The following is a 24,724-nucleotide window of genomic DNA, read 5'->3' on the forward strand; positions in this document are numbered from 1 at the left end:
CTGCACATTCGGGATATTTCTCTATATTCGCGCTTCATCAGAAAACTGAAGGAACCTCCATTGAATCGAACTAATATTTTTTTTGGTGAATCGCATTCTGACTGGTTGCCTGTCAGAGGCGGAGAATCTGGTGATTTTGTTTTTCGACGTGGTGACGGGCATGCCTTCGCGAAAATCGCACCTGCTTCCCGCCGCGGTGAGCTCGCTGGAGAGCGTGACCGCCTCATTTGGCTCAAAGGTCGAGGTGTGGCTTGCCCCGAGGTCATCAACTGGCAGGAGGAACAGGAGGGTGCATGCTTGGTGATAACGGCAATTCCGGGAGTACCGGCGGCTGATCTGTCTGGAGCGGATTTGCTCAAAGCGTGGCCGTCAATGGGGCAGCAACTTGGCGCTGTTCACAGCCTATCGGTTGATCAATGTCCGTTTGAGCGCAGGCTGTCGCGAATGTTCGGACGCGCCGTTGATGTGGTGTCCCGCAATGCCGTCAATCCCGACTTCTTACCGGACGAGGACAAGAGTACGCCGCAGCTCGATCTTTTGGCTCGTGTCGAACGAGAGCTACCGGTGCGGCTCGACCAAGAGCGCACCGATATGGTTGTTTGCCATGGTGATCCCTGCATGCCGAACTTCATGGTGGACCCTAAAACTCTTCAATGCACGGGTCTGATCGACCTTGGGCGGCTCGGAACAGCAGATCGCTATGCCGATTTGGCACTCATGATTGCTAACGCCGAAGAGAACTGGGCAGCGCCAGATGAAGCAGAGCGCGCCTTCGCTGTCCTATTCAATGTATTGGGGATCGAAGCCCCCGACCGCGAACGCCTTGCCTTCTATCTGCGATTGGACCCTCTGACTTGGGGTTGATGTTCATGCCGCCTGTTTTTCCTGCTCATTGGCACGTTTCGCAACCTGTTCTCATTGCGGACACCTTTTCCAGCCTCGTTTGGAAAGTTTCATTGCCAGACGGGACTCCTGCAATCGTCAAGGGATTGAAACCTATAGAAGACATTGCTGATGAACTGCGCGGGGCCGACTATCTGGTATGGCGCAATGGGAGGGGAGCAGTCCGGTTGCTCGGTCGTGAGAACAATCTGATGTTGCTCGAATATGCCGGGGAGCGAATGCTCTCTCACATCGTTGCCGAGCACGGCGACTACCAGGCGACCGAAATTGCAGCGGAACTAATGGCGAAGCTGTATGCCGCATCTGAGGAACCCCTGCCTTCTGCCCTTCTCCCGATCCGGGATCGCTTTGCAGCTTTGTTTCAGCGGGCGCGCGATGATCAAAACGCAGGTTGTCAAACTGACTACGTCCACGCGGCGATTATAGCCGATCAAATGATGAGCAATGCCTCGGAACTGCGTGGGCTACATGGCGATCTGCATCATGAAAACATCATGTTCTCCAGTCGCGGCTGGCTGGTGATAGATCCCGTCGGTCTGGTCGGTGAAGTGGGCTTTGGCGCCGCCAATATGTTCTACGATCCGGCTGACAGAGACGACCTTTGTCTCGATCCTAGACGCATTGCACAGATGGCGGACGCATTCTCTCGTGCGCTGGACGTCGATCCGCGTCGCCTGCTCGACCAGGCGTACGCTTATGGGTGCCTTTCCGCAGCTTGGAACGCGGATGGAGAAGAGGAGCAACGCGATCTAGCTATCGCGGCCGCGATCAAGCAGGTGCGACAGACGTCATACTAGATATCAAGGGCACTGTTGCAAAGTTAGCGATGAGGCAGCCTTTTGTCTTATTCAAAGGCCTTACATTTCAAAAACTCTGCTTACCAGGCGCATTTCGCCCAGGGGATCACCATAATAAAATGCTGAGGCCTGGCCTTTGCGTAGTGCACGCATCACCTCAATACCTTTGATGGTGGCGTAAGCCGTCTTCATGGATTTAAATCCCAGCGTGGCGCCGATTATCCGTTTCAGTTTGCCATGATCGCATTCAATCACGTTGTTCCGGTACTTAATCTGTCGGTGTTCAACGTCAGACGGGCACCGGCCTTCGCGTTTGAGCAGAGCAAGCGCGCGACCATAGGCGGGCGCTTTATCCGTGTTGATGAATCGCGGGATCTGCCACTTCTTCACGTTGTTGAGGATTTTACCCAGAAACCGGTATGCAGCTTTGCTGTTACGACGGGAGGAGAGATAAAAATCGACAGTGCGGCCCCGGCTGTCGACGGCCCGGTACAGATACGCCCAGCGGCCATTGACCTTCACGTAGGTTTCATCCATGTGCCACGGGCAAAGATCGGAAGGGTTACGCCAGTACCAGCGCAGCCGTTTTTCCATTTCAGGCGCATAACGCTGAACCCAGCGGTAAATCGTGGAGTGATCGACATTCACTCCGCGTTCAGCCAGCATCTCCTGCAGCTCACGGTAACTGATGCCGTATTTGCAGTACCAGCGTACGGCCCACAGAATGATGTCACGCTGAAAATGCCGGCCTTTGAATGGGTTCATGTGCAGCTCCATCAGCAAAAGGGGATGATAAGTTTATCACCACCGACTATTTGCAACAGTGCCCTCTGATGTTACATTGCACAAGATAAAAATATATCATCATGAACAATAAAACTGTCTGCTTACATAAACAGTAATACAAGGGGTGTTATGAGCCATATTCAACGGGAAACGTCTTGCTCGAGGCCGCGATTAAATTCCAACATGGATGCTGATTTATATGGGTATAAATGGGCTCGCGATAATGTCGGGCAATCAGGTGCGACAATCTATCGATTGTATGGGAAGCCCGATGCGCCAGAGTTGTTTCTGAAACATGGCAAAGGTAGCGTTGCCAATGATGTTACAGATGAGATGGTCAGACTAAACTGGCTGACGGAATTTATGCCTCTTCCGACCATCAAGCATTTTATCCGTACTCCTGATGATGCATGGTTACTCACCACTGCGATCCCCGGGAAAACAGCATTCCAGGTATTAGAAGAATATCCTGATTCAGGTGAAAATATTGTTGATGCGCTGGCAGTGTTCCTGCGCCGGTTGCATTCGATTCCTGTTTGTAATTGTCCTTTTAACAGCGATCGCGTATTTCGTCTCGCTCAGGCGCAATCACGAATGAATAACGGTTTGGTTGATGCGAGTGATTTTGATGACGAGCGTAATGGCTGGCCTGTTGAACAAGTCTGGAAAGAAATGCATAAGCTTTTGCCATTCTCACCGGATTCAGTCGTCACTCATGGTGATTTCTCACTTGATAACCTTATTTTTGACGAGGGGAAATTAATAGGTTGTATTGATGTTGGACGAGTCGGAATCGCAGACCGATACCAGGATCTTGCCATCCTATGGAACTGCCTCGGTGAGTTTTCTCCTTCATTACAGAAACGGCTTTTTCAAAAATATGGTATTGATAATCCTGATATGAATAAATTGCAGTTTCATTTGATGCTCGATGAGTTTTTCTAATCAGAATTGGTTAATTGGTTGTAACACTGGCAGAGCATTACGCTGACTTGACGGGACGGCGCTTCCCTACCCTCATGGCCGCCTCCCAGGAATCGACCCAGGTGCTTATCGTGGACATAATCCTTTACTCATAAATTGGCACTGTTGCAAAGTTAGCGATGAGGCAGCCTTTTGTCTTATTCAAAGGCCTTACATTTCAAAAACTCTGCTTACCAGGCGCATTTCGCCCAGGGGATCACCATAATAAAATGCTGAGGCCTGGCCTTTGCGTAGTGCACGCATCACCTCAATACCTTTGATGGTGGCGTAAGCCGTCTTCATGGATTTAAATCCCAGCGTGGCGCCGATTATCCGTTTCAGTTTGCCATGATCGCATTCAATCACGTTGTTCCGGTACTTAATCTGTCGGTGTTCAACGTCAGACGGGCACCGGCCTTCGCGTTTGAGCAGAGCAAGCGCGCGACCATAGGCGGGCGCTTTATCCGTGTTGATGAATCGCGGGATCTGCCACTTCTTCACGTTGTTGAGGATTTTACCCAGAAACCGGTATGCAGCTTTGCTGTTACGACGGGAGGAGAGATAAAAATCGACAGTGCGGCCCCGGCTGTCGACGGCCCGGTACAGATACGCCCAGCGGCCATTGACCTTCACGTAGGTTTCATCCATGTGCCACGGGCAAAGATCGGAAGGGTTACGCCAGTACCAGCGCAGCCGTTTTTCCATTTCAGGCGCATAACGCTGAACCCAGCGGTAAATCGTGGAGTGATCGACATTCACTCCGCGTTCAGCCAGCATCTCCTGCAGCTCACGGTAACTGATGCCGTATTTGCAGTACCAGCGTACGGCCCACAGAATGATGTCACGCTGAAAATGCCGGCCTTTGAATGGGTTCATGTGCAGCTCCATCAGCAAAAGGGGATGATAAGTTTATCACCACCGACTATTTGCAACAGTGCCCATCGGCGTAGTAGTGGATGTGGTCGATGACAAAGCCGGTGCGGGTCAGCGTGCGCCGGAGGATCGGCAGAAAATCGACCAGGAACGAAGTAGCGCGTGTGACGACGGCCGGTACGCCGACACGCGCCACGGCCTCGGCCCAGCGCGCGGCCGGCGGTTGGAGCAGGCCGTTGTGCACCGAACCGTGGTAGGTGCCGACCGCCAATGTGAGCCAGCGCTCTAGCTCGCGCAGCGTCAGGGCGGCCTTGTTTTCGGAATCGTAGTCGCCGCGCTGGTCAGGGTTGGAGAAGGTCGTTCCCGGCAGTTCGTCGTGAATCATCTGCATCGCCGTGCCGATGATCCGTTCCACGATGCCGCCATAGTGCGGCTGTCCCAGCGGGCGATAGTCCAGCCGGATGCCATGCTGCTCGCAACCCCGGCGCAGGGCCTCGCTCTTGAACTCGGCCGCGTTGTCTAGGTAGAGCAGCAAGGGCTTGCCGCTCATCTGCCAATCCATTTCCACGTTCAGTCCTTCCAGCCAAGGGCGCTTGTCGCAGGCGACATGCACGAGGCACAGGCCAACCGAAACGGCAGACGGCGCTTCCAGCGTGACGACCATGCCGAGCACGCAGCGGGTGAACACGTCGATGGCGAGGGTCAGGTACGGGCGGCCAATAGGTTGCCGGTCGCGGTCATCGACCACGATCAGGTCGATGACCGTATGGTCTATCTGCACCTGCTCCAGCGGCGCGGTCACGGCAGGAGGCTCGCCGCCCACACCTTGTAGGTCACGAGCGGCATCCTGGCCTTCCCGCCGGCGGATGACCTTGCGCGGGTCAAGGCTAGCGATCCGTAAGGCCACGGTATTGCGCGCCGGCACTCGCAGTTTTTGAGCCTTGCACACCTGAGTGACTTCGCGGTGAAAGGCCGCTAGGCTGCGCTTCTGCTTGGTCAGGAACCGCTTTTGCAGTAGCTCGTGGATGACGCGCTCGACCGGTTCCGGCAAGCGCCCCTTACCTTTACCTCCACCGGACTGGCCGGGCACCAGATCCGTCACGAGGCCGCTGCCTTGCCGGGCACGCCGGATCAGAACGTATACCTGGCGCCGAGACAAGCCCAGCGCCTGAGCCGCCATATCGGCCGCTTCGTGCCCGACCGTCTCCGACTGCGCCAACGGACTGATGATCTCCGCACGACGGCGCGCACGCTCCCAAGCCTCATCAGGCAGAGTGGCCACGCCTTGTTCTGGAATCCGTGGGGTGTCCGTCGCCATGCTCACCTCGCTTTGGTGCACACGAGTATTGAGCATAGTCGAGATTGGTGCAGATCACTTCTGATATTGAACTGTCAGGAGCTGGCTGCACAACAGCCATTACGCCCAATCAACTGGTGCAGTCGTCTTCTGAAAATGACATCCATGCCCAGCCCGTGCGCGAGCTGGATCACCGCCCGCACGATAGTTTGGTCACGGGCATCATCCGGGAGCCTGGCGACAAAGGATTGGTCGATTTTCAATGTGGTGATGGGGCAGCATTTCAGATGTTGCAGGCAGGAATAGCCGGTGCCGAAGTCGTCGGCGGCGAAGCGCACGCCGATGGCGCGCAAGGCGTCGAAACTGGCGAACAGGGCTGGATTGCCGAATGCGACCGATTCGGTCAGTTCGATCTCCAGAAGCTCGGCGGGCAGGGCCATATCGGCCAGCACCCGCTTTACCTCGTCGTCGAACGTTGGCCCAACCTGGCTGGCGGACACATTGATGGCAAGACGGAACGGTTGCCATGCCGGTCCTTGCCACTTGTGCATCTGGCGACAGGCCTCGCCCAGCACCCACGCGCCTATTTCCGGCATCAGGCCGAACGACTCGGCCAGCGGCAGGAACTGGCCGGGCGGCAACAGGCCAAGCCTCGGATGCCGCCAGCGCATCAACGCTTCCGCGCCAGCGATCCGGTGATCGCGCAGATCGACCAGCGGCTGGTAATGCAGGTCAAGCTGTCCGCGCGCCGCCGCCTGCGCCAACTCGGCCGCCGTCCATCCGGCGGGCTGCGAACTCGTCATGATCCGCCCCGGAAGGCGCGCAGCAGCCGCGTTACGGCCAGAACGAACAAGCCGGTCAGCGCGAGCGCGGCAACACCCCAATGCTCGCCAAGGAAGGCACCGGCGGTCGTCCCGGCCAGCACGGCGGCGAGAATCGGCAGATGGCAGGGGCAGGTCAACACGGCCAGCGCACCCCACAGGTAGCCGGAAACGGGTTGGCGCGTCTCGGGCGGCAGTTTGTCAGGGGCGTTCACGGCAATGCCTCCTCGTGCGCCCGCTCGGCTGGCATGGAGGCCAGTTGCGCGTCCAGATGGGCCAACGCCGCGCGCCGCCGCTCGACCAACTGGCGCAGCACGGCAAGCTGCGCTGCGGCTTGTGCGCCGTCCGCTGCGTCGAGCGCACGGCACAGCCGCGCCAGGGCATCCAGGCCGATACCCGCCTCGAAGGCCGCGCGCACGAAGCACAGCCGTTGCAAGGCCGCATCGTCGAACACGCCGTAGCCGCCCGTGGTGCAGGCCACCGGCCGTAACAAGCCGCGCACCAGGTAGTCGCGCACGATATGTACGCTCACCCCAGCGTTATGGGCCAGTTGCGATACCGTGTAGGCGCTCATCGCACACCTCCTTGTCCTCACCCGGCGCAGCAGGAAAGCTGCTTCACATCCTTGTTGAAGGTCTGCGCCGCGAGCTTCAACCCTTCGACCATCGTCAGGTAGGGGAACAACTGGTCGGCCAGTTCCTGCACCGTCATCCGGTTGCGAATCGCCAGTGCGGCCGTCTGGATCAGTTCGCCCGCTTCCGGGGCCACTGCCTGCACGCCGATCAGTCGTCCGCTGCCTTCTTCAACCACCAGTTTGATGAAGCCGCGCGTGTCGAAGTTGGCGAGCGCGCGCGGCACGTTGTCCAGCGTTAGCGTGCGACTATCAGTTTTGATGCCGTCATGGTGCGCTTCCGCCTCGCTGTAGCCTACGGTCGCCACTTGCGGGTCGGTGAACACCACGGCCGGCATCGCGGTCAGGTTCAGGGCCGCGTCACCGCCGGTCATGTTGATCGCGGCGCGAGTGCCGGCCGCTGCCGCCACATAGACGAACTGCGGCTGGTCGGTGCAGTCGCCTGCGGCGTAGATGTGTTCCACGCTTGTACGCATGCCGGGGTCGATGACGATAGCGCCTTGCGGGGTGAGCGTGACGCCCGTCGCATCCAGTGCCAGCTTGCGTGTGTTGGGCGCGCGGCCGGTGGCGACCAGCAGCTTGTCGGCGCGCAGTTCGCCGTGCGCCGTGGTGAGCACGAATTCGCCGTCCCCTTCACCATTGATATACGCGACCTGGCTGGCCTGGGTGTGTTCCCTCACCTCGATGCCCTCCATGCGGAATGCGGCCGTGACGGCTTCGCCTATAGCTGGGTCTTCGCGGAAGAACAGCGTGCTGCGAGCCAGGATCGTCACCTTCGCTCCGAGTCGGGCGAACGCCTGCGCCAGCTCCAGCGCCACCACTGATGAGCCAATCACGGCCAGGCGCTTAGGAATCGTCTCGCTGACCAGCGCTTCAGTGGAAGTCCAGTACGGAGTGTCTTTCAGGCCGGGAATCGGCGGCACGGCCGGGCTCGCGCCGGTGGCGATCAGGCAGCGGTCGAATGCCACCACGCGCTCGCCGCCGTCGTTGAGTTGCACGATCAGGTTGCGATTGTCCTTAAAGCGGGCGGAGCCGTGCAGCACAGTGATCGCCGGATTGCCCTCCAAGATGCCTTCGTACTTGGCGTGGCGCAGTTCATCGACGCGGGCCTGCTGCTGGGCCAGCAGCGCCGTGCGCTGGATGGTCGGCGTGGTAGCGGCGATGCCGCCATCGAACGGGCTTTCCCGGCGCAGATGGGCGATATGGGCGGCGCGGATCATGATCTTGGACGGCACACAACCGACATTGACGCAGGTGCCGCCGATGGTGCCGCGCTCGATCAGCGTGACACGTGCGCCTTGCTCGACGGCCTTCAGCGCCGCTGCCATCGCGGCCCCGCCGCTGCCGATGACGGCGATATGCAATGCGCCGCTGCTACCCGTCTTGTCGTTTCTGCCCAGCAGATCGCGCATCTTGTCGAGCAATCCGCCCGGCGTCGAAACTGAGGGGGCATCGGCCAGCGTGGCCCGATAACCGAGTCCAGCTACAGCGGCCGTCAGCGCGTCGGGTGACGTGCCGACCTCAATGGCGAGCTTGGCGCTGCCCTTGGCGTAGGAGACATCCGCTGATTGCACGCCGGGCACTTTCTCCAGGGCGTCCTTGACATGCACTGCGCACGAGTCGCAAGTCATGCCGGTGATTTTGAGAGTGCTCATACCATCGTTCCTTATTCGTGTGGGCCGCCGTGTCGCACGGTCAGCCGTCTTTCACAAGCGCTTGGCGGGGAGTTCGCAGCCGTCCGGTCCGCAACGGCGATGCGCCGGCGACACGAAGTCCCAGATCGACACCCCAATCATCAAGGCCAGGCCGACGTACATCAGGTTCGCCGTCCACCAGTTGCCGAGCAGCCAGACCGTGGCCGCAAACACGATGGCCGGGCCGATCATGCCGAGCAGACTGCGCAGCCATTGCCGATGACTGAACCAACCCAGCGCGTTCGCCAGGAAGGCCAGCGCGGCAAACAGCGGCAGCAGGCGGCTGATGAACAGTCCCTCGTACTGGCTCAAGAAGCCCAGCCCGATGGCCGCGCCGAAGCTGGCGAGGGCTGGAAAGCAGGCGGCGCAGCCCATCGCGGAAACGACGCTGCCGAGCGCGCCGGTTTTATCGGCAATGCGTGTCATCAGTCCCATGAAGCGGCTCTCGCTGTTGTCGTTGGCTTGCTGGCTCACTGCTTGACGCTGGACGGATAGCCGGCGTCTGCGGTGGCCTTGGTCAGCTTCTGTACGCTGGCCTTGGTGTCGTCAAAAGTGACGACGGCCTCGCGCTTCTCGAAGCCCACATCGACCTTGCTCACGCCTTCGACCTTGGAGAGCGCTTTCTTGACTGTGATCGGGCAGGCGGCGCAAGTCATGCCGGGAACCGCTAGCGTGACGGTCTGGGTAGCGGCCCACACCGGGGCAACAGCGGCGGCGAGGGCAAGGGAGGCAAACAGTTTCTTCATGATGAACTCCTGGTTAATAGAAAAATGGAACGACATAGGGAAATCCAAGCGCGACCAGGACCAGCACGGCCACGATCCAGAAAATCAGCTTGTAGGTGGCGCGCACCTGCGGAATCGCGCAGACCTCACCTGGCTTGCATGCCTGCACGGGCCGGTAAATCCGCTTCCAGGCGAAGAACAGCGCCACTAGCGCCGCGCCGATGAACAACGGTCGATAGGGTTCCAGCACCGTCAGGTTGCCGATCCAAGCACCGGAGAAGCCCAGGGCGACCAGTACTAGCGGCCCCAGGCAGCAGGTCGATGCAAGAATGGCGGCCAGCCCGCCGGCGAAGAGCGCACCGCGCCCGTTTTGTGGTTCAGACATACGTTGGCCCTTTTGAATTTGGATTGGATAGCGTAACCTTACTTCCGTACTCATGTACGGAGTCAAGCGATATGGAAAATAATTTGGAAAACCTGACCATTGGCGTTTTTGCCAAGGCGGCCGGGGTCAACGTGGAGACAATCCGCTTCTATCAGCGCAAGGGCCTGTTGCGGGAACCGGACAAGCCTTACGGCAGCATCCGCCGCTATGGGGAGGCGGACGTGGTTCGGGTGAAATTCGTGAAATCGGCACAGCGGCTGGGGTTCAGTCTGGACGAGATTGCCGAGCTGTTGCGGCTCGACGATGGCACCCACTGCGAGGAGGCCAGCAGCCTGGCCGAACACAAGCTCAAGGACGTGCGCGAGAAGATGGCCGACTTGGCGCGCATGGAAACCGTGCTGTCTGAACTCGTGTGCGCCTGCCATGCACGAAAGGGGAATGTTTCCTGCCCGTTGATCGCGTCACTACAGGGCGAAGCAGGCCTGGCAAGGTCAGCTATGCCTTAGCGTGCTTTATTTTCCGTTTTCTGAGGTGCCCCCTAATTGAGCATTTCCAGGCGCTTGCGCCTGGTCAACGAAAGAGTCAGCGCCGTAGGCGCTGCCATTTTTGGGGTGAGGCCGTTCGCGGCCGAGGGGCGCAGCCCCTGGGGGGATGGGAGGCCCGCGTTAGCGGGCCGGGAGGGTTCGAGAAGGGGGGGCACCCCCCTTCGGCGTGCGCGGTCACGCGCACAGGGCGCAGCCCTGGTTAAAAACAAGGTTTATAAATATTGGTTTAAAAGCAGGTTAAAAGACAGGTTAGCGGTGGCCGAAAAACGGGCGGAAACCCTTGCAAATGCTGGATTTTCTGCCTGTGGACAGCCCCTCAAATGTCAATAGGTGCGCCCCTCATCTGTCAGCACTCTGCCCCTCAAGTGTCAAGGATCGCGCCCCTCATCTGTCAGTAGTCGCGCCCCTCAAGTGTCAATACCGCAGGGCACTTATCCCCAGGCTTGTCCACATCATCTGTGGGAAACTCGCGTAAAATCAGGCGTTTTCGCCGATTTGCGAGGCTGGCCAGCTCCACGTCGCCGGCCGAAATCGAGCCTGCCCCTCATCTGTCAACGCCGCGCCGGGTGAGTCGGCCCCTCAAGTGTCAACGTCCGCCCCTCATCTGTCAGTGAGGGCCAAGTTTTCCGCGAGGTATCCACAACGCCGGCGGCCGCGGTGTCTCGCACACGGCTTCGACGGCGTTTCTGGCGCGTTTGCAGGGCCATAGACGGCCGCCAGCCCAGCGGCGAGGGCAACCAGCCCGGTGAGCGTCGGAAAGGCGCTGGAAGCCCCGTAGCGACGCGGAGAGGGGCGAGACAAGCCAAGGGCGCAGGCTCGATGCGCAGCACGACATAGCCGGTTCTCGCAAGGACGAGAATTTCCCTGCGGTGCCCCTCAAGTGTCAATGAAAGTTTCCAACGCGAGCCATTCGCGAGAGCCTTGAGTCCACGCTAGATCTATCTCATCTGCGCAAGGCAGAACGTGAAGACGGCCGCCCTGGACCTCGCCCGCGAGCGCCAGGCGCACGAGGCCGGCGCGCGGACCCGCGCCACGGCCCACGAGCGGACGCCGCAGCAGGAGCGCCAGAAGGCCGCCAGAGAGGCCGAGCGCGGCCGTGAGGCTTGGACGCTAGGGCAGGGCATGAAAAAGCCCGTAGCGGGCTGCTACGGGCGTCTGACGCGGTGGAAAGGGGGAGGGGATGTTGTCTACATGGCTCTGCTGTAGTGAGTGGGTTGCGCTCCGGCAGCGGTCCTGATCAATCGTCACCCTTTCTCGGTCCTTCAACGTTCCTGACAACGAGCCTCCTTTTCGCCAATCCATCGACAATCACCGCGAGTCCCTGCTCGAACGCTGCGTCCGGACCGGCTTCGTCGAAGGCGTCTATCGCGGCCCGCAACAGCGGCGAGAGCGGAGCCTGTTCAACGGTGCCGCCGCGCTCGCCGGCATCGCTGTCGCCGGCCTGCTCCTCAAGCACGGCCCCAACAGTGAAGTAGCTGATTGTCATCAGCGCATTGACGGCGTCCCCGGCCGAAAAACCCGCCTCGCAGAGGAAGCGAAGCTGCGCGTCGGCCGTTTCCATCTGCGGTGCGCCCGGTCGCGTGCCGGCATGGATGCGCGCGCCATCGCGGTAGGCGAGCAGCGCCTGCCTGAAGCTGCGGGCATTCCCGATCAGAAATGAGCGCCAGTCGTCGTCGGCTCTCGGCACCGAATGCGTATGATTCTCCGCCAGCATGGCTTCGGCCAGTGCGTCGAGCAGCGCCCGCTTGTTCCTGAAGTGCCAGTAAAGCGCCGGCTGCTGAACCCCCAACCGTTCCGCCAGTTTGCGTGTCGTCAGACCGTCTACGCCGACCTCGTTCAACAGGTCCAGGGCGGCACGGATCACTGTATTCGGCTGCAACTTTGTCATGCTTGACACTTTATCACTGATAAACATAATATGTCCACCAACTTATCAGTGATAAAGAATCCGCGCGTTCAATCGGACCAGCGGAGGCTGGTCCGGAGGCCAGACGTGAAACCCAACAGACCCCTGATCGTAATTCTGAGCACTGTCGCGCTCGACGCTGTCGGCATCGGCCTGATTATGCCGGTGCTGCCGGGCCTCCTGCGCGATCTGGTTCACTCGAACGACGTCACCGCCCACTATGGCATTCTGCTGGCGCTGTATGCGTTGATGCAATTTGCCTGCGCACCTGTGCTGGGCGCGCTGTCGGATCGTTTCGGGCGGCGGCCGGTCTTGCTCGTCTCGCTGGCCGGCGCTGCTGTCGACTACGCCATCATGGCGACGGCGCCTTTCCTTTGGGTTCTCTATATCGGGCGGATCGTGGCCGGCATCACCGGGGCGACTGGGGCGGTAGCCGGCGCTTATATTGCCGATATCACTGATGGCGATGAGCGCGCGCGGCACTTCGGCTTCATGAGCGCCTGTTTCGGGTTCGGGATGGTCGCGGGACCTGTGCTCGGTGGGCTGATGGGCGGTTTCTCCCCCCACGCTCCGTTCTTCGCCGCGGCAGCCTTGAACGGCCTCAATTTCCTGACGGGCTGTTTCCTTTTGCCGGAGTCGCACAAAGGCGAACGCCGGCCGTTACGCCGGGAGGCTCTCAACCCGCTCGCTTCGTTCCGGTGGGCCCGGGGCATGACCGTCGTCGCCGCCCTGATGGCGGTCTTCTTCATCATGCAACTTGTCGGACAGGTGCCGGCCGCGCTTTGGGTCATTTTCGGCGAGGATCGCTTTCACTGGGACGCGACCACGATCGGCATTTCGCTTGCCGCATTTGGCATTCTGCATTCACTCGCCCAGGCAATGATCACCGGCCCTGTAGCCGCCCGGCTCGGCGAAAGGCGGGCACTCATGCTCGGAATGATTGCCGACGGCACAGGCTACATCCTGCTTGCCTTCGCGACACGGGGATGGATGGCGTTCCCGATCATGGTCCTGCTTGCTTCGGGTGGCATCGGAATGCCGGCGCTGCAAGCAATGTTGTCCAGGCAGGTGGATGAGGAACGTCAGGGGCAGCTGCAAGGCTCACTGGCGGCGCTCACCAGCCTGACCTCGATCGTCGGACCCCTCCTCTTCACGGCGATCTATGCGGCTTCTATAACAACGTGGAACGGGTGGGCATGGATTGCAGGCGCTGCCCTCTACTTGCTCTGCCTGCCGGCGCTGCGTCGCGGGCTTTGGAGCGGCGCAGGGCAACGAGCCGATCGCTGATCGTGGAAACGATAGGCCTATGCCATGCGGGTCAAGGCGACTTCCGGCAAGCTATACGCGCCCTAGGAGTGCGGTTGGAACGTTGGCCCAGCCAGATACTCCCGATCACGAGCAGGACGCCGATGATTTGAAGCGCACTCAGCGTCTGATCCAAGAACAACCATCCTAGCAACACGGCGGTCCCCGGGCTGAGAAAGCCCAGTAAGGAAACAACTGTAGGTTCGAGTCGCGAGATCCCCCGGAACCAAAGGAAGTAGGTTAAACCCGCTCCGATCAGGCCGAGCCACGCCAGGCCGAGAACATTGGTTCCTGTAGGCATCGGGATTGGCGGATCAAACACTAAAGCTACTGGAACGAGCAGAAGTCCTCCGGCCGCCAGTTGCCAGGCGGTAAAGGTGAGCAGAGGCACGGGAGGTTGCCACTTGCGGGTCAGCACGGTTCCGAACGCCATGGAAACCGCCCCCGCCAGGCCCGCTGCGACGCCGACAGGATCTAGCGCTGCGTTTGGTGTCAACACCAACAGCGCCACGCCCGCAGTTCCGCAAATAGCCCCCAGGACCGCCATCAATCGTATCGGGCTACCTAGCAGAGCGGCAGAGATGAACACGACCATCAGCGGCTGCACAGCGCCTACCGTCGCCGCGACCCCGCCCGGCAGGCGGTAGACCGAAATAAACAACAAGCTCCAGAATAGCGAAATATTAAGTGCGCCGAGGATGAAGATGCGCATCCACCAGATTCCCGTTGGAATCTGTCGGACGATCATCACGAGCAATAAACCCGCCGGCAACGCCCGCAGCATCGCGACCGTCATCGGTGAGAAGTTCGGCAGGTATTGGGTGGTGACAATGTAGGTGCTGCCCCAAATGGCAGGTGCTATCGCTGTGAACAATAAATCGGGCGTGCGTAATGACATGCGATTACAAGACCTCCGCTACGGCGATGGGTTTTTGAGAGTTGCAGGCGCCGCGATGACCGCACCCTGACTTGGACTGGCCCTGCCTCGCACCAATCCACCTGCGGCTATGGCCGCGATCATGCGAGGCCCGAAAATTACACGACCTGTACACGTCCGCCGAACCCGGAACGCAACAGAGCTTCGTGGGCATCCCGATCCGGGTCGTAGCAGCAGTCCTGGACCAAACGCACGTCGTAGTCCGCATCACTAGCCCAGGCGACGCTTGAAAGAACAACGCCGGTGGTGCTTATCCCGGCCATGACAAGCGTGCTTACGCCGCGCGTCCGAAGGTCGGCGTCGAGCGCCGTGCCATAAAAGACGCTGGCTCGCGGACATGCATAGAAAAGGTCGCCCCGTTCGATCGCAAGCCCTTCGACGGGCAGACCGGTGCGAAATCGTCCGCTCGGGAGATACGGTGAGATTTGGCGATTCGTCGCCGGCGGCGCATGTTCATACTCTTCGCCGAGCGAAAAGTTGGGGAACAGCACGGGCCGGCCGCGCAAGGCGTGCTGGCAGCCGTGCAGACCCTGCGTGAGATGAACGCCGACAACCTGCGCAAGGTGCCGGCCGATGCACCCACGGCCTTCATCAAGCCGCGCTGGAAGCCGCTGGTGATCACCCCGGAAGGCCTCGACCGGAAATTCTACGAAATCTGCGCCCTGTCCGAGCTGAAGAACGCCCTGCGCTCCGGCGACATCTGGGTCAAGGGCTCGCGGCAGTTCCGCGACTTCGACGACTACCTGCTGCCGGCCGAGAAGTTCGCCGCACTCAAGCGCGAGCAGGCCCTGCCCCTGGCGATCAACCCGAACAGCGACCAGTACCTGGAAGAGCGTTTGCAGCTGCTGGACGAGCAGTTGGCCACCGTCACCCGCCTGGCCAAGGACAACGAGCTGCCCGATGCCATCCTCACCGAGTCAGGGCTGAAAATCACCCCGCTGGATGCGGCGGTGCCGGATCGGGCGCAGGCGCTGATCGACCAAACCAGCCAGTTACTGCCGCGCATCAAGATCACCGAACTGCTGATGGACGTGGACGACTGGACGGGCTTCAGCCGCCACTTCACCCACTTGAAGGACGGGGCCGAGGCCAAAGACAGGACGTTGCTGCTGTCCGCAATCCTCGGTGATGCGATCAACCTCGGGCTGACCAAGATGGCCGAGTCGAGCCCTGGCCTGACCTACGCCAAGCTGTCCTGGCTGCAAGCCTGGCACATCCGCGACGAAACCTATTCGGCGGCCTTGGCCGAGCTGGTCAACCACCAGTATCGCCACGCCTTTGCCGCCCACTGGGGCGACGGCACGACCTCATCCTCCGATGGCCAGCGCTTCCGCGCGGGTGGCCGGGGCGAGAGCACCGGGCACGTCAACCCGAAGTACGGTAGCGAGCCGGGACGGCTGTTCTATACCCATATCTCCGACCAGTACGCGCCGTTCAGCACCCGCGTGGTGAATGTCGGCGTCCGCGATTCCACCTATGTGCTCGACGGCCTGCTGTACCACGAGTCCGACCTGCGGATCGAGGAGCACTACACCGACACGGCCGGCTTCACCGATCACGTCTTTGCCCTGATGCACCTGCTAGGCTTCCGCTTCGCGCCGCGCATCCGCGACCTCGGCGAAACCAAGCTGTACGTGCCGCAGGGCGTGCAAGCCTACCCGACGTTGCGCCCGCTGATCGGCGGCACCCTGAACATCAAGCACGTGCGTGCCCACTGGGACGACATCCTGCGCCTGGCCAGCTCGATCAAGCAGGGCACCGTCACCGCCTCGCTGATGCTGCGCAAGCTCGGCAGCTACCCGCGCCAGAACGGACTGGCCGTGGCCCTGCGCGAGCTGGGCCGGATCGAGCGCACGCTGTTCATCCTGGACTGGCTGCAAAGTGTTGAACTGCGCCGCCGCGTGCATGCCGGCCTGAACAAAGGTGAGGCGCGCAACTCGCTGGCCAGGGCGGTGTTCTTCAACCGCCTTGGGGAAATCAGGGATCGGAGCTTCGAGCAGCAGCGCTACCGGGCCAGCGGCCTCAACCTGGTGACGGCGGCTATCGTGCTGTGGAACACGGTGTACCTGGAACGCGCCACCCAGGGGTTGGTCGAGGCCGGCAAGCCGGTGGACGGCGAGCTGCTGCAATTCCTGTCGCCGCTGGGCTGGGAGCACATCAACCTAACCGGCGATTACGTCTGGCGGCAGAGCCGCAGACTGGAAGACGGGAAGTTTCGGCCCTTACGGATGCCCGGAAAACCTTAGCGTACGATTTTTTCCGAATTCTGCGGGCTCCCCGAGTGGGTCGATGATTCCCCAACCCGAAGTGATATCGAAAAAAGGGACAAGGAAATCACAGCGTACAAAAACACGCTCAGCGCGCAGCAGAAAGAAAATGAGAATAAGCGCACTGAAGCCGGAAAACGCCTCTCTGCGGCGATTGCTGCAAGGGAAAAAGATGAAAACACACTGAAAACACTCCGTGCCGGAAACGCAGATGCCGCTGATATTACACGACAGGAGTTCAGACTCCTGCAGGCAGAGCTGAGAGAATACGGATTCCGTACTGAAATCGCCGGATATGACGCCCTCCGGCTGCATACAGAGAGCCGGATGCTGTTTGCTGATGCTGATTCTCTTCGTATATCTCCCCGGGAGGCCAGGTCGTTAATCGAACAGGCTGAAAAACGGCAGAAGGATGCGCAGAACGCAGACAAGAAGGCCGCTGATATGCTTGCTGAATACGAGCGCAGAAAAGGTATTCTGGACACGCGGTTGTCAGAGCTGGAAAAAAATGGCGGGGCAGCCCTTGCCGTTCTTGATGCACAACAGGCCCGTCTGCTCGGGCAGCAGACACGGAATGACAGGGCCATTTCAGAGGCCCGGAATAAGCTCAGTTCGGTGACGGAATCGCTTAACACGGCCCGTAATGCATTAACCAGAGCTGAACAACAGCTGACGCAACAGAAAAACACACCTGACGGCAAAACGATAGTTTCCCCTGAAAAATTCCCGGGGCGTTCATCAACAAATCATTCTATTGTTGTGAGCGGTGATCCGAGATTTGCCGGTACGATAAAAATCACAACCAGCGCAGTCATCGATAACCGTGCAAACCTGAATTATCTTCTGACCCATTCCGGTCTGGACTATAAACGCAATATTCTGAATGACCGGAATCCGGTGGTTACAGAGGATGTGGAAGGTGACAAGAAAATTTATAATGCTGAAGTTGCTGAATGGGATAAGTTACGGCAACGATTGCTTGATGCCAGAAATAAAATCACCTCTGCTGAATCTGCGATAAATTCGGCGAGAAATAACGTCAGTGCCAGAACAAATGAACAAAAGCATGCAAATGACGCTCTTAATGCCCTGTTGAAGGAAAAAGAGAATATCCGTAGCCAGCTTGCTGACATCAATCAGAAAATAGCGGAAGAGAAAAGAAAAAGGGATGAAATAAATATGGTAAAGGATGCCATAAAACTCACCTCTGATTTCTACAGAACGATATATGATGAGTTCGGTAAACAAGCATCCGAACTTGCTAAGGAGCTGGCTTCTGTATCTCAAGGGAAACAGATTAAGAGTGTGGATGATGCACTGAACGCTTTTGATAAATTCCGTAATAATCTGAACAAGAAATATAGCATACAAGATCGCATGGCCATTTCTAAAGCCCTGGAAGCTATTAATCAGGTCCATATGGCGGAGAATTTTAAGCTGTTCAGTAAGGCATTTGGTTTTACCGGAAAAGTTATTGATCGTTATGATGTTGCTGTGGAGTTACAAAAGGCTGTAAAAACGGACAACTGGCGTCCATTTTTTGTAAAACTTGAATCACTGGCAGCAGGAAGAGCTGCTTCAGCAGTTACAGCATGGACGTTTTCCGTCATGCTGGGAACCCCTGTAGGTATTCTGGGTTTTGCAATTATTATGGCGGCTGTGAGTGCGCTTGTTAATGATAAGTTTATTGAGCAGGTCAATAAACTTATTGGTATCTGACACATAATGATGCCCTTTCATTTTCCTGAAAGGGCTTTGCAGAATATAAAAATTAAGTAAATGGCAACCACAGGAACTGATATAACGAAACAGAATAATTCAAATATTGCAGTTAAGCTTCCGCCAACTGGATTTGTAAAGAAGTCTTTTTGCCAGAGTTCTTTCCCTGTAAACTTTATTACCATTTTCTGTATTATCCTCATTGAAAAAGGAAAAGTAATGGCATTGATAATGCATCCGATGAACGCATAAAACATTCTTGCATTTTCCTGGTTATCTTTCCATCCCAGATAAAAAACTGTAAGAATAATGAGGCTTGGTATCAGGCTTTTCAGTAAATACTTTACAGATATATCCAGTTTCATCTGGTTTCTCCTTTATTGTTATCGTGTACCGGTGCGTGATAACATAATCACAGCATGATAATAATAATCAATAACAATAAGCTGTGTCACGTTTACATCATGGAACGGAGGTGCTCCTGTGACCTTTGAGCAGAAAAAAGCCCGGGCCATTGCCCTGATGGACAGCAAAAAGATGTGGCGGAGCAATTATGCCCCTCCTCTTCTGCGTATTCTATGGCGGCTGGGTATCCGGCTTCCGCCATTACCCTTTATGCCGTTCTGGCAGGTCACGGTGCTGATGGGGGGCTTATGGGGCATTTCCTGGGGATGTGCAATGTGGTTTATCTACTGGGGGCCGTCAGGAATGGTGGCAGGTGAGGCCATTATTATAAGTATCACGGGTGGTTTTTTGTTCGGACTGTGCATGGCCTCTTTCCACTGGTGGCGCAGGAAAGTTAACCGGCTGCCACCATGGGATGATGTGTAAACCGTGCACAGGCGTGTTCTTACGGAGCGGCACTTTCATTTATCTGTACGCGAACTTCTATTCCTGCGTCATGACAGGCCAGCAGCCACTGCGCCACTTCCAGCGGATCGCCCTCCCGGCGTACCACCCTGCCTTCTTTATTCCATAACTGCAGACAGGTGCTGCCGTCGAGACGCACCACAAAATCCCCACGGCAGGCCTGATAGGGGTCCGCTTGGAATTCGGAAAATAAACCACGTTAAGACTATTTTTTAGTCAAAGGACTTTCAGGAATCGCCAGAATGTCGGGACAACAGCGGTTTTGGTGTCCGAAATCGTACAATTCTGTACATCTACGCAAGGGAATGTACGGAAGTAAGCCAAACGGTTATCGGACGGCCGGAACATTTCGTACAGCCTTTACGTTCAGTGAGTTAGCTGGCCTGGATGTAACCACTCGTTCAACTCAATTCTCTTAGCGTGGGAAAATTTCCCTTTTCCAAGCGGACCCCTATTAATATTTGTTTTGTTTTAGGTTCTATTCAACATAGGTCATCCTAAAATACATTGAAGATAACAAGATAACAAGATAACAAGATAACAAGATAACAAGATAACAAGATAACAAGGTGTTATCTTTGTTTTACTTCTGCTATCAATCGTGATACCTCTGTTTTTGATAGTGTTTTAAGTGCTTCTACCGCCGCCCTGACAACATCAGAACGATTCACTCTGCCTTTACCTGAAACCATCTCAGCCGTTATAAGGGCATCAATGTCTTTTAGGTTTTCTTCAAAAAAAGAAATACTCACTGGTTTTGCTTTGCTTACAACCGATGATTTATCTGATGACTTTTTGGTATTATCAAGGCCAGCCGTGCCACCGTTAATAAATGCTGCCTCGTCACGAGGTGAAGTGTTTGCTCTATTTCTCACAGAATAACCTCTTTCACTAACGCTTCGATTTCTTGCTGGGCTTTATCATTTTGCGTTTCAAAAATTGTCATTGATTCGGCCCAAGCATCTCGATGTGCTTTACGATCACATACCCGGGAGTTTGCCAGATGCATTTCAGGGTAATCCTTAAGTACTTCAGCTGCCTCATTGGCTTCATTAACAAACATATTTGTGGGCGTCATGTTTAAAACGAGATATCCCCGAACATCCTCATTAAAATCTTTTGCTGCTGTAAAAACGGAGCATGTATGAGGCACAACATCCAGGTCCATCTGAGATGGGCGCAAAGGAGAAATGAATACATCTGCGGCCATCAATCCACTACGCATTTCTGCGCTATCACGGCCAGCACAGTCTGCAATAACAAAATCATAGGATTTTTCGTGTTCCTTTAACATGGCTTTGATGTTACCTGTCGCGCCTGTAACCGGAATATGAGGGAGATCTTCAGGGCGATTGTTGTACCAGGTTAATACTGATTTCTGGTCATCTGCGTCGACAATAATCACTCTATTGCCTAGTGACATCAGATACGCAGCTATAGATACCGCCAGTGTACTTTTACCTACCCCACCCTTTTGACTACCTAATACTATTATCATTATAGCCCCATATTAAGTTGTTAAGTTAACAACTTAATATTGCCATCTGAACGCGAATCATGCAATTATTTTTGTTATATTAACAACTTAATAAGTTGTTAAGTATTTGATTTATAGATTAATTAAGATAACAAGATAATAAGATAATAAGATAACAAGATAGCAATATTATGGGTGGATTACATATTCATAACTGGGCTACTGGCAAATCTGTCCATCTGGTGGTATACGCAGGAGAAAGCATTTCCCGTTTCATTTGCCACTCAGGGGCGGTTCCTCGCCCCGCAAACCACACTTTCCCTTTTCCCGACTGGTTCAGTTCATCGAGTGTTTTCATTAACTTTTCACTGTTTTTACGGGGCTGGATTTCATCAAATAATCCCGGCTGTGCTATACCCGATGGTGTGAAATCAGCCAGCATGACTCCTGCCTTCATATAGCGGTACCCTTCACGCCAGACATGGTTTAAGGCCCTGCATGCGGCGGCAATAATGTCCCGGCTGTCCTGTGTGGGCAATGAAAGCTTTTCCACAGCGGCATTGCTGTAACAGGGTTCTTTTACTGCAAAGGGGGATGTCCGTACAAATGTCGTCACCTGCCGGCAATACTGACGTTCCCCACGTAGTTTCTCTGCAGCCCGCTCTGCATACTGAACAACAGCCTGGTGCATGGCATCTTTGTCTGTGATTCGTTCACCAAAACTGCGACTACAGACAATCTGTTGTTTTGCCGGTGGTGCTTCTTCCAGGGATATGCAGGACTCGCCGTTGAGTTCGCGTACCGTACGCTCAAGAATGACGCTGAAGTTTTTCCGGATGAATGCCGTGTTAGCCTGCGCCAGCTGCAGTGCTGTGTTAATACCCAGCGCATTCAGCTTTTCCGTCAGTCTGCGTCCTACTCCCCAGACCTCACCAACTGGCTGCAGCCCCAGTAGCTTCAAGATCCGATTACGGTTTTCTGCCGTCAGCGCGACCACACCGGAAAACTGTGGCCATTGCTTTGTTGCCCACTGTGCACTTTTAGCCAGCGTTTTTGTAGGCGCAATGCCCACCCCCATGGTGAGTCCTGTCCAGCTTTTTACCTGTTCCCTGAGCTGATGACCAAAAAACTCCGGAGAGATGCAATGATTTATCCCCCGCAAATCAATGAACATTTCATCAATTGAGTAGGGCTCAACTGCGGGAGAAAGCGACTCCAGAACAGCCATAACCCGTTGGCTCATGCTGTGGTACAGCGCATAATTGCTGGAAAATACATGTATTTTCTTCTCCAGGCGCATTTGTCTCACCTGAAACCAGGGCTGCCCCATTCTGATGCCAAGGGCTTTTGCCTCCGGGCTGCGCGCGATCACACAGCCATCGTTATTGCTGAGTACGATGACCGGTTCGTTGCGAAGGTCCGGGCGGAAAATTTTTTCACATGAGGCGTAGAAACTGTTGATATCAGCCAGTGCAAACATCAGCGTAACTCCCGCGTCCTGTGTATCACGTGAGTGACAACACCAAAAATACAGATGTTTTCCGGATACAGTGTGCGGAACTCCGGGCTGTCTGAAACCGGCTCCAGTGCCGGGCGTGGGCGCAACAGCAGTCGTTTGACGGTGAACTCACCGTCGATCTCAGCGATAACGATGTCCCCGTGTTGTGGTTTTTCGGCCCTGTCCACTACCAGCAGATCACCATTCTGCACGCCAGCCTGGTTCATCGATTCACCGCTGGCGCGCAGAAAGAAGGTGGCTGCAGGTCTGCTGATGCAATAGCTGTTCAGATCCAGTTCCTGCTCAGCATAATCAGTGGCAGGCGAAGGAAAACCGGCCTGGCAACGATCGGCAAACAACGGTCGCACGTAACTGTCATCGCCTGAAGGGTCAGCCGGACGGTGATAAACGGTACTCATGCTGCAGGCAGCCAGCTGTCGTCCTGCCAGATTTCTTCCAGCAGAGACAGGATACGTTCTTTATCCTTGTCGTTGCGGGCTCCTGTGACAGATACAGACGGGGCGCTGCCCTGGTCTATACGCAGCCAGATTTCCGGGTAGTGTGGTTTCAGACGTTGTTCGATTTCATTCTGTAGCGCCTGAAGTGTGCCTGATTTGAGGTTTTTTGTGCTCTGGCGGTCGAAAAGAATTTCAATGCGGATCATGTTCTCATCTCCCTTTTCTTTTGCTGTATGTATATACAGTATTCTAATAACTGAATCCACACACAGTCAAATGTCATTATTGTGACTAAAAAACGCTCAATTCTCTGAGCGTGTGGCTGTATGCCTGCTGTGGACTGCTGTGTCCAGCTTATCCACAGCATTTTGCGCACGGTTCTGTGGACAAAATACCTGGTTACCCAGGCCGTGCCGGCACGTTAACCGGGCTGCATCCGATGCAAGTGTGTCGCTGTCGCCGGCCTCCTCACCCGGTCACGTTTCGTCGTTCCTCCTCCACGCGCTGCGGCTTCGGGGCCGCACCTGCATTCGTATGCGGTCGCCCGGTTACAGGTGCGGCACGGCCTGATGGAGGCCGCATGTGAGAGGAGAATTCCCATGCCAAACTGGTGCTCGAATCGTATGTATTTTTCTGGTGAACCAGCACAGATCGCTGAGATTAAACGACTGGCCAGCGGTGCAGTCACACCGCTTTATCGCCGCGCCACAAATGAAGGTATTCAGCTGTTTCTGGCCGGAAGTGCCGGACTTCTGCAGATCACTGAAAATATCCGCTCTGAGCAGTGCCCCGGAGTGACGGCTGCCGGACGTGGTGCTGTATCACCGGAAAATATCGCGTTCACCCGCTGGCTGACACACCTGCAGAACGGTGTACTGCTGGATGAGCAAAACTGCCTGATGCTGCATGAACTCTGGCTGCAGAGCGGTACTGGACAGCGTCGCTGGGAAGAGTTACCGGATGATGTCAGGGAAACTATCACTGTGCATTTCACCGCAAAAAGAGGTGACTGGTGTGACATCTGGGGTAACGAGGATGTATCGGTGTGGTGGAACCGTCTGTGTGACAACGTACTGCCGGAAAAAACCATGCCGTTTGACCTGCTGACGGTTTTGCCGACCCGCCTGGATATTGAAGTGAATGGCTTTAACGGCGGTGTTCTGAACGGTGTTCCTTCTGCATATCACTGGTATACAGAACGGTATGGCGTGAAGTGGCCTTGTGGGTATGACCTGAATATCAGTAGTCAGGGAGACAACTTCATTCAGGTTGATTTCGACACGCCGTGGTGTCAGCCGGAAAGCGACGTTATTGCAGAATTAAGCCGCCGTTTCAGCTGCACGCTGGAGCACTGGTATGCCGAACAGGGCTGTGATTTCTGTGGCTGGCAGTTGTATGAGCGCGGAGAGCTCGTTGATGTGCTGTGGGGGGAACTGGAATGGTCTTCCCCGACAGATGACGATGAGCTGCCGGAAGTCACCGGACCTGCGTGGATAGTCGACAATGTGGCGCATTATGGCGGATGAAGTATGACGGAGACGGGCGGGAAACCGCCCGTTTCTTTTCCGACAAAGGATGTCGCCGTGCTCCTCTTTTTACTGCGCCGGCTGACGCGGCGCGGCATAAACGCTGCCTGTGGTCAGTGTCCCGCGTCCGGCGGGCACGGGACGGGCGCTTTTACCGCTCCCGGCTGGCGTCGGTGACAGTGTACGCCAGCCCGTCGCCCTTTTCTGATGAACGCCCTTCAAGCCGCTTTCGCGGCATAACCTTGCCGTCAGAAAGACGACGGCTGCGGTATTCCACGGTCGGCCTGACCCGTTACCGGACGCGGTGAACAGCCCACAGGCAGCGGGGAACGGGCACCACA

General features: G+C 56.6%; 27 protein-coding genes and 5 pseudogenes. 12 read left to right on the forward strand and 20 right to left on the reverse strand.

The genetic code is table 11. The features are described from left to right. Window positions 1–60 precede the first annotated feature (60 nt). Together aph(3'')-Ib and QUE74_RS28700 are read left to right on the forward strand one after the other, a co-directional pair. Window positions 61–864 (forward strand): aminoglycoside O-phosphotransferase APH(3'')-Ib, encoded by an 804-nt coding sequence (gene aph(3'')-Ib, locus QUE74_RS28695; protein WP_001082319.1) that lies wholly within the window; start codon window positions 61–63, stop codon window positions 862–864. Further along, window positions 864–1,700 (forward strand): aminoglycoside O-phosphotransferase APH(6)-Id, encoded by an 837-nt coding sequence (locus QUE74_RS28700; RefSeq protein WP_000480968.1) that lies wholly within the window; start codon window positions 864–866, stop codon window positions 1,698–1,700. Before aph(3'')-Ib ends, QUE74_RS28700 begins: the two co-directional genes overlap by 1 nt. A gap of 60 nt (window positions 1,701–1,760) precedes the next feature. Here the strand turns inward: QUE74_RS28700 and QUE74_RS28705 are convergent, their stop codons facing one another. Beyond that, the gene (locus QUE74_RS28705) at window positions 1,761–2,465 is read right to left on the reverse strand and encodes an IS6-like element IS26 family transposase (protein WP_001067855.1); all 705 of its coding nucleotides are present in this window, start codon (window positions 2,463–2,465) and stop codon (window positions 1,761–1,763) included. Window positions 2,466–2,615: 150 nt separating this feature from the next. On the opposite strand from QUE74_RS28705, the gene aph(3')-Ia reads away from it, so the two are divergent. After that, window positions 2,616–3,431, forward strand: a complete 816-nt coding sequence (gene aph(3')-Ia, locus QUE74_RS28710; protein WP_000018329.1) for an aminoglycoside O-phosphotransferase APH(3')-Ia — start codon at window positions 2,616–2,618, stop codon at window positions 3,429–3,431. Between the two features lie 189 nt (window positions 3,432–3,620). On the opposite strand, the gene QUE74_RS28715 is transcribed toward aph(3')-Ia, so the two are convergent. Together QUE74_RS28715 and QUE74_RS28720 are read right to left on the reverse strand one after the other, a co-directional pair. Then, window positions 3,621–4,325, reverse strand: coding sequence for an IS6-like element IS26 family transposase (locus QUE74_RS28715; protein ID WP_001067855.1), 705 nt, complete (start codon window positions 4,323–4,325; stop codon window positions 3,621–3,623). 64 nt (window positions 4,326–4,389) lie between these two features. Beyond that, window positions 4,390–5,640 (reverse strand): annotated as a pseudogene (locus QUE74_RS28720) (TnsB C-terminal domain-containing protein); the annotation flags it as partial. Window positions 5,641–5,684: 44 nt separating this feature from the next. On the opposite strand from QUE74_RS28720, the pseudogene QUE74_RS29755 reads away from it, so the two are divergent. After that, window positions 5,685–5,780, forward strand: a pseudogene (locus QUE74_RS29755) (NTP-binding protein); the annotation flags it as partial. On the opposite strand, the pseudogene QUE74_RS28725 reads toward QUE74_RS29755, so the two are convergent. The 7 genes and pseudogenes from QUE74_RS28725 to QUE74_RS28755 form a co-directional block, all read right to left on the reverse strand. Further along, window positions 5,775–6,422: pseudogene (locus tag QUE74_RS28725) on the reverse strand (EAL domain-containing protein); the annotation flags it as partial. The pseudogenes QUE74_RS29755 and QUE74_RS28725 sit on opposite strands and share 6 nt — an antisense overlap. Then, a complete protein-coding gene (gene merE, locus QUE74_RS28730; protein WP_000993386.1) occupies window positions 6,419–6,655 on the reverse strand; it encodes a broad-spectrum mercury transporter MerE in 237 nt (78 codons plus the stop codon). The gene merE and the pseudogene QUE74_RS28725, both read right to left, overlap by 4 nt. Continuing rightward, entirely contained in the window at window positions 6,652–7,014 is a 363-nt protein-coding gene (gene merD, locus QUE74_RS28735) for a mercury resistance co-regulator MerD (protein WP_001277456.1), read from the reverse strand. Before merD ends, merE begins: the two co-directional genes overlap by 4 nt. Window positions 7,015–7,031: 17 nt before the next feature. Next, window positions 7,032–8,726 (reverse strand): mercury(II) reductase, encoded by a 1,695-nt coding sequence (merA, locus tag QUE74_RS28740; RefSeq protein ID WP_000105636.1) that lies wholly within the window; start codon window positions 8,724–8,726, stop codon window positions 7,032–7,034. Between the two features lie 51 nt (window positions 8,727–8,777). Continuing rightward, window positions 8,778–9,200: an organomercurial transporter MerC gene (gene merC, locus QUE74_RS28745; RefSeq protein ID WP_001340589.1), complete on the reverse strand. Its 423-nt coding sequence runs from the start codon at window positions 9,198–9,200 to the stop codon at window positions 8,778–8,780. 35 nt (window positions 9,201–9,235) lie between these two features. Then, window positions 9,236–9,511, reverse strand: a complete 276-nt coding sequence (merP, locus tag QUE74_RS28750; protein WP_000732292.1) for a mercury resistance system periplasmic binding protein MerP — start codon at window positions 9,509–9,511, stop codon at window positions 9,236–9,238. A gap of 13 nt (window positions 9,512–9,524) precedes the next feature. Beyond that, on the reverse strand, window positions 9,525–9,875 hold the full coding sequence (locus QUE74_RS28755) for a mercuric transport protein MerT (RefSeq protein ID WP_001294663.1): 351 nt from the start codon (window positions 9,873–9,875) through the stop codon (window positions 9,525–9,527). A 71-nt stretch (window positions 9,876–9,946) separates the two neighbouring features. On the opposite strand from QUE74_RS28755, the gene merR reads away from it, so the two are divergent. Both merR and QUE74_RS28765 read left to right on the forward strand, forming a co-directional pair. Continuing rightward, the gene (gene merR, locus QUE74_RS28760; RefSeq protein ID WP_000429836.1) at window positions 9,947–10,381 is read left to right on the forward strand and encodes a mercury resistance transcriptional regulator MerR; all 435 of its coding nucleotides are present in this window, start codon (window positions 9,947–9,949) and stop codon (window positions 10,379–10,381) included. 1,002 nt (window positions 10,382–11,383) lie between these two features. Next, window positions 11,384–11,626, forward strand: coding sequence for a transposase (locus QUE74_RS28765; protein WP_000844627.1), 243 nt, complete (start codon window positions 11,384–11,386; stop codon window positions 11,624–11,626). A 31-nt stretch (window positions 11,627–11,657) separates the two neighbouring features. On the opposite strand, the gene tetR(A) is transcribed toward QUE74_RS28765, so the two are convergent. After that, on the reverse strand, window positions 11,658–12,308 hold the full coding sequence (gene tetR(A) / locus QUE74_RS28770; RefSeq protein WP_000164043.1) for a tetracycline resistance transcriptional repressor TetR(A): 651 nt from the start codon (window positions 12,306–12,308) through the stop codon (window positions 11,658–11,660). Between the two features lie 105 nt (window positions 12,309–12,413). Between tetR(A) and tet(A) the strand changes: the two genes are divergently transcribed. Further along, window positions 12,414–13,613: a tetracycline efflux MFS transporter Tet(A) gene (gene tet(A), locus QUE74_RS28775; protein ID WP_000804064.1), complete on the forward strand. Its 1,200-nt coding sequence runs from the start codon at window positions 12,414–12,416 to the stop codon at window positions 13,611–13,613. Between the two features lie 31 nt (window positions 13,614–13,644). Here tet(A) and QUE74_RS28780 read toward each other — a convergent pair whose 3' ends face one another. Then, the gene (locus QUE74_RS28780) at window positions 13,645–14,529 is read right to left on the reverse strand and encodes a DMT family transporter (RefSeq protein WP_000058717.1); all 885 of its coding nucleotides are present in this window, start codon (window positions 14,527–14,529) and stop codon (window positions 13,645–13,647) included. Window positions 14,530–14,666: 137 nt separating this feature from the next. After that, the gene (locus QUE74_RS28785) at window positions 14,667–15,059 is read right to left on the reverse strand and encodes a cysteine hydrolase family protein (protein ID WP_001351729.1); all 393 of its coding nucleotides are present in this window, start codon (window positions 15,057–15,059) and stop codon (window positions 14,667–14,669) included. Between the two features lie 3 nt (window positions 15,060–15,062). On the opposite strand from QUE74_RS28785, the pseudogene QUE74_RS28790 reads away from it, so the two are divergent. Further along, window positions 15,063–16,814, forward strand: a pseudogene (locus QUE74_RS28790) (Tn3-like element TnAs1 family transposase); the annotation flags it as partial. 465 nt (window positions 16,815–17,279) lie between these two features. Then, window positions 17,280–18,554: a colicin Ia central receptor-binding domain-containing protein gene (locus QUE74_RS28795; RefSeq protein ID WP_024174015.1), complete on the forward strand. Its 1,275-nt coding sequence runs from the start codon at window positions 17,280–17,282 to the stop codon at window positions 18,552–18,554. 17 nt (window positions 18,555–18,571) lie between these two features. Here the strand turns inward: QUE74_RS28795 and QUE74_RS28800 are convergent, their stop codons facing one another. Then, window positions 18,572–18,919: a colicin E1 family microcin immunity protein gene (locus QUE74_RS28800; RefSeq protein WP_000762572.1), complete on the reverse strand. Its 348-nt coding sequence runs from the start codon at window positions 18,917–18,919 to the stop codon at window positions 18,572–18,574. 118 nt (window positions 18,920–19,037) lie between these two features. Between QUE74_RS28800 and QUE74_RS28805 the strand changes: the two genes are divergently transcribed. After that, the gene (locus QUE74_RS28805) at window positions 19,038–19,385 is read left to right on the forward strand and encodes a DUF6404 family protein (RefSeq protein WP_000142445.1); all 348 of its coding nucleotides are present in this window, start codon (window positions 19,038–19,040) and stop codon (window positions 19,383–19,385) included. Between the two features lie 19 nt (window positions 19,386–19,404). Here QUE74_RS28805 and QUE74_RS28810 read toward each other — a convergent pair. From QUE74_RS28810 to QUE74_RS28835, 6 genes and pseudogenes are all read right to left on the reverse strand, one after another. Beyond that, a pseudogene (locus tag QUE74_RS28810) lies at window positions 19,405–19,590 on the reverse strand (hypothetical protein); the annotation flags it as partial. A gap of 406 nt (window positions 19,591–19,996) precedes the next feature. Further along, window positions 19,997–20,299 carry a hypothetical protein gene (locus QUE74_RS28815; protein WP_001245884.1) on the reverse strand — a complete coding sequence of 101 codons (303 nt, stop codon included), beginning with the start codon at window positions 20,297–20,299 and terminating at the stop codon, window positions 19,997–19,999. After that, a complete protein-coding gene (locus tag QUE74_RS28820) occupies window positions 20,296–20,922 on the reverse strand; it encodes a ParA family plasmid-partitioning AAA ATPase (RefSeq protein WP_000587689.1) in 627 nt (208 codons plus the stop codon). The genes QUE74_RS28815 and QUE74_RS28820 overlap by 4 nt, the downstream gene beginning before the upstream one ends. Window positions 20,923–21,109: 187 nt before the next feature. Then, window positions 21,110–22,381, reverse strand: a complete 1,272-nt coding sequence (locus QUE74_RS28825; protein ID WP_100031419.1) for a Y-family DNA polymerase — start codon at window positions 22,379–22,381, stop codon at window positions 21,110–21,112. Then, window positions 22,381–22,818 carry a translesion error-prone DNA polymerase V autoproteolytic subunit gene (umuD, locus tag QUE74_RS28830; RefSeq protein ID WP_000109071.1) on the reverse strand — a complete coding sequence of 146 codons (438 nt, stop codon included), beginning with the start codon at window positions 22,816–22,818 and terminating at the stop codon, window positions 22,381–22,383. The genes QUE74_RS28825 and umuD overlap by 1 nt, the downstream gene beginning before the upstream one ends. Then, window positions 22,815–23,063, reverse strand: a complete 249-nt coding sequence (locus QUE74_RS28835; protein WP_000618110.1) for a DinI-like family protein — start codon at window positions 23,061–23,063, stop codon at window positions 22,815–22,817. Before QUE74_RS28835 ends, umuD begins: the two co-directional genes overlap by 4 nt. A gap of 393 nt (window positions 23,064–23,456) precedes the next feature. On the opposite strand from QUE74_RS28835, the gene QUE74_RS28840 reads away from it, so the two are divergent. Both QUE74_RS28840 and QUE74_RS28845 read left to right on the forward strand, forming a co-directional pair. Continuing rightward, window positions 23,457–24,383 carry a DUF1281 domain-containing protein gene (locus tag QUE74_RS28840; RefSeq protein ID WP_023352048.1) on the forward strand — a complete coding sequence of 309 codons (927 nt, stop codon included), beginning with the start codon at window positions 23,457–23,459 and terminating at the stop codon, window positions 24,381–24,383. Then, window positions 24,380–24,691: a hypothetical protein gene (locus QUE74_RS28845; protein ID WP_014640311.1), complete on the forward strand. Its 312-nt coding sequence runs from the start codon at window positions 24,380–24,382 to the stop codon at window positions 24,689–24,691. The genes QUE74_RS28840 and QUE74_RS28845 overlap by 4 nt, the downstream gene beginning before the upstream one ends. The last annotated feature ends 33 nt before the right edge of the window (window positions 24,692–24,724 follow it).

This window comes from Escherichia sp. 10290 (genome assembly GCF_030295155.1).
Lineage (GTDB): Bacteria > Pseudomonadota > Gammaproteobacteria > Enterobacterales > Enterobacteriaceae > Escherichia > Escherichia coli_F.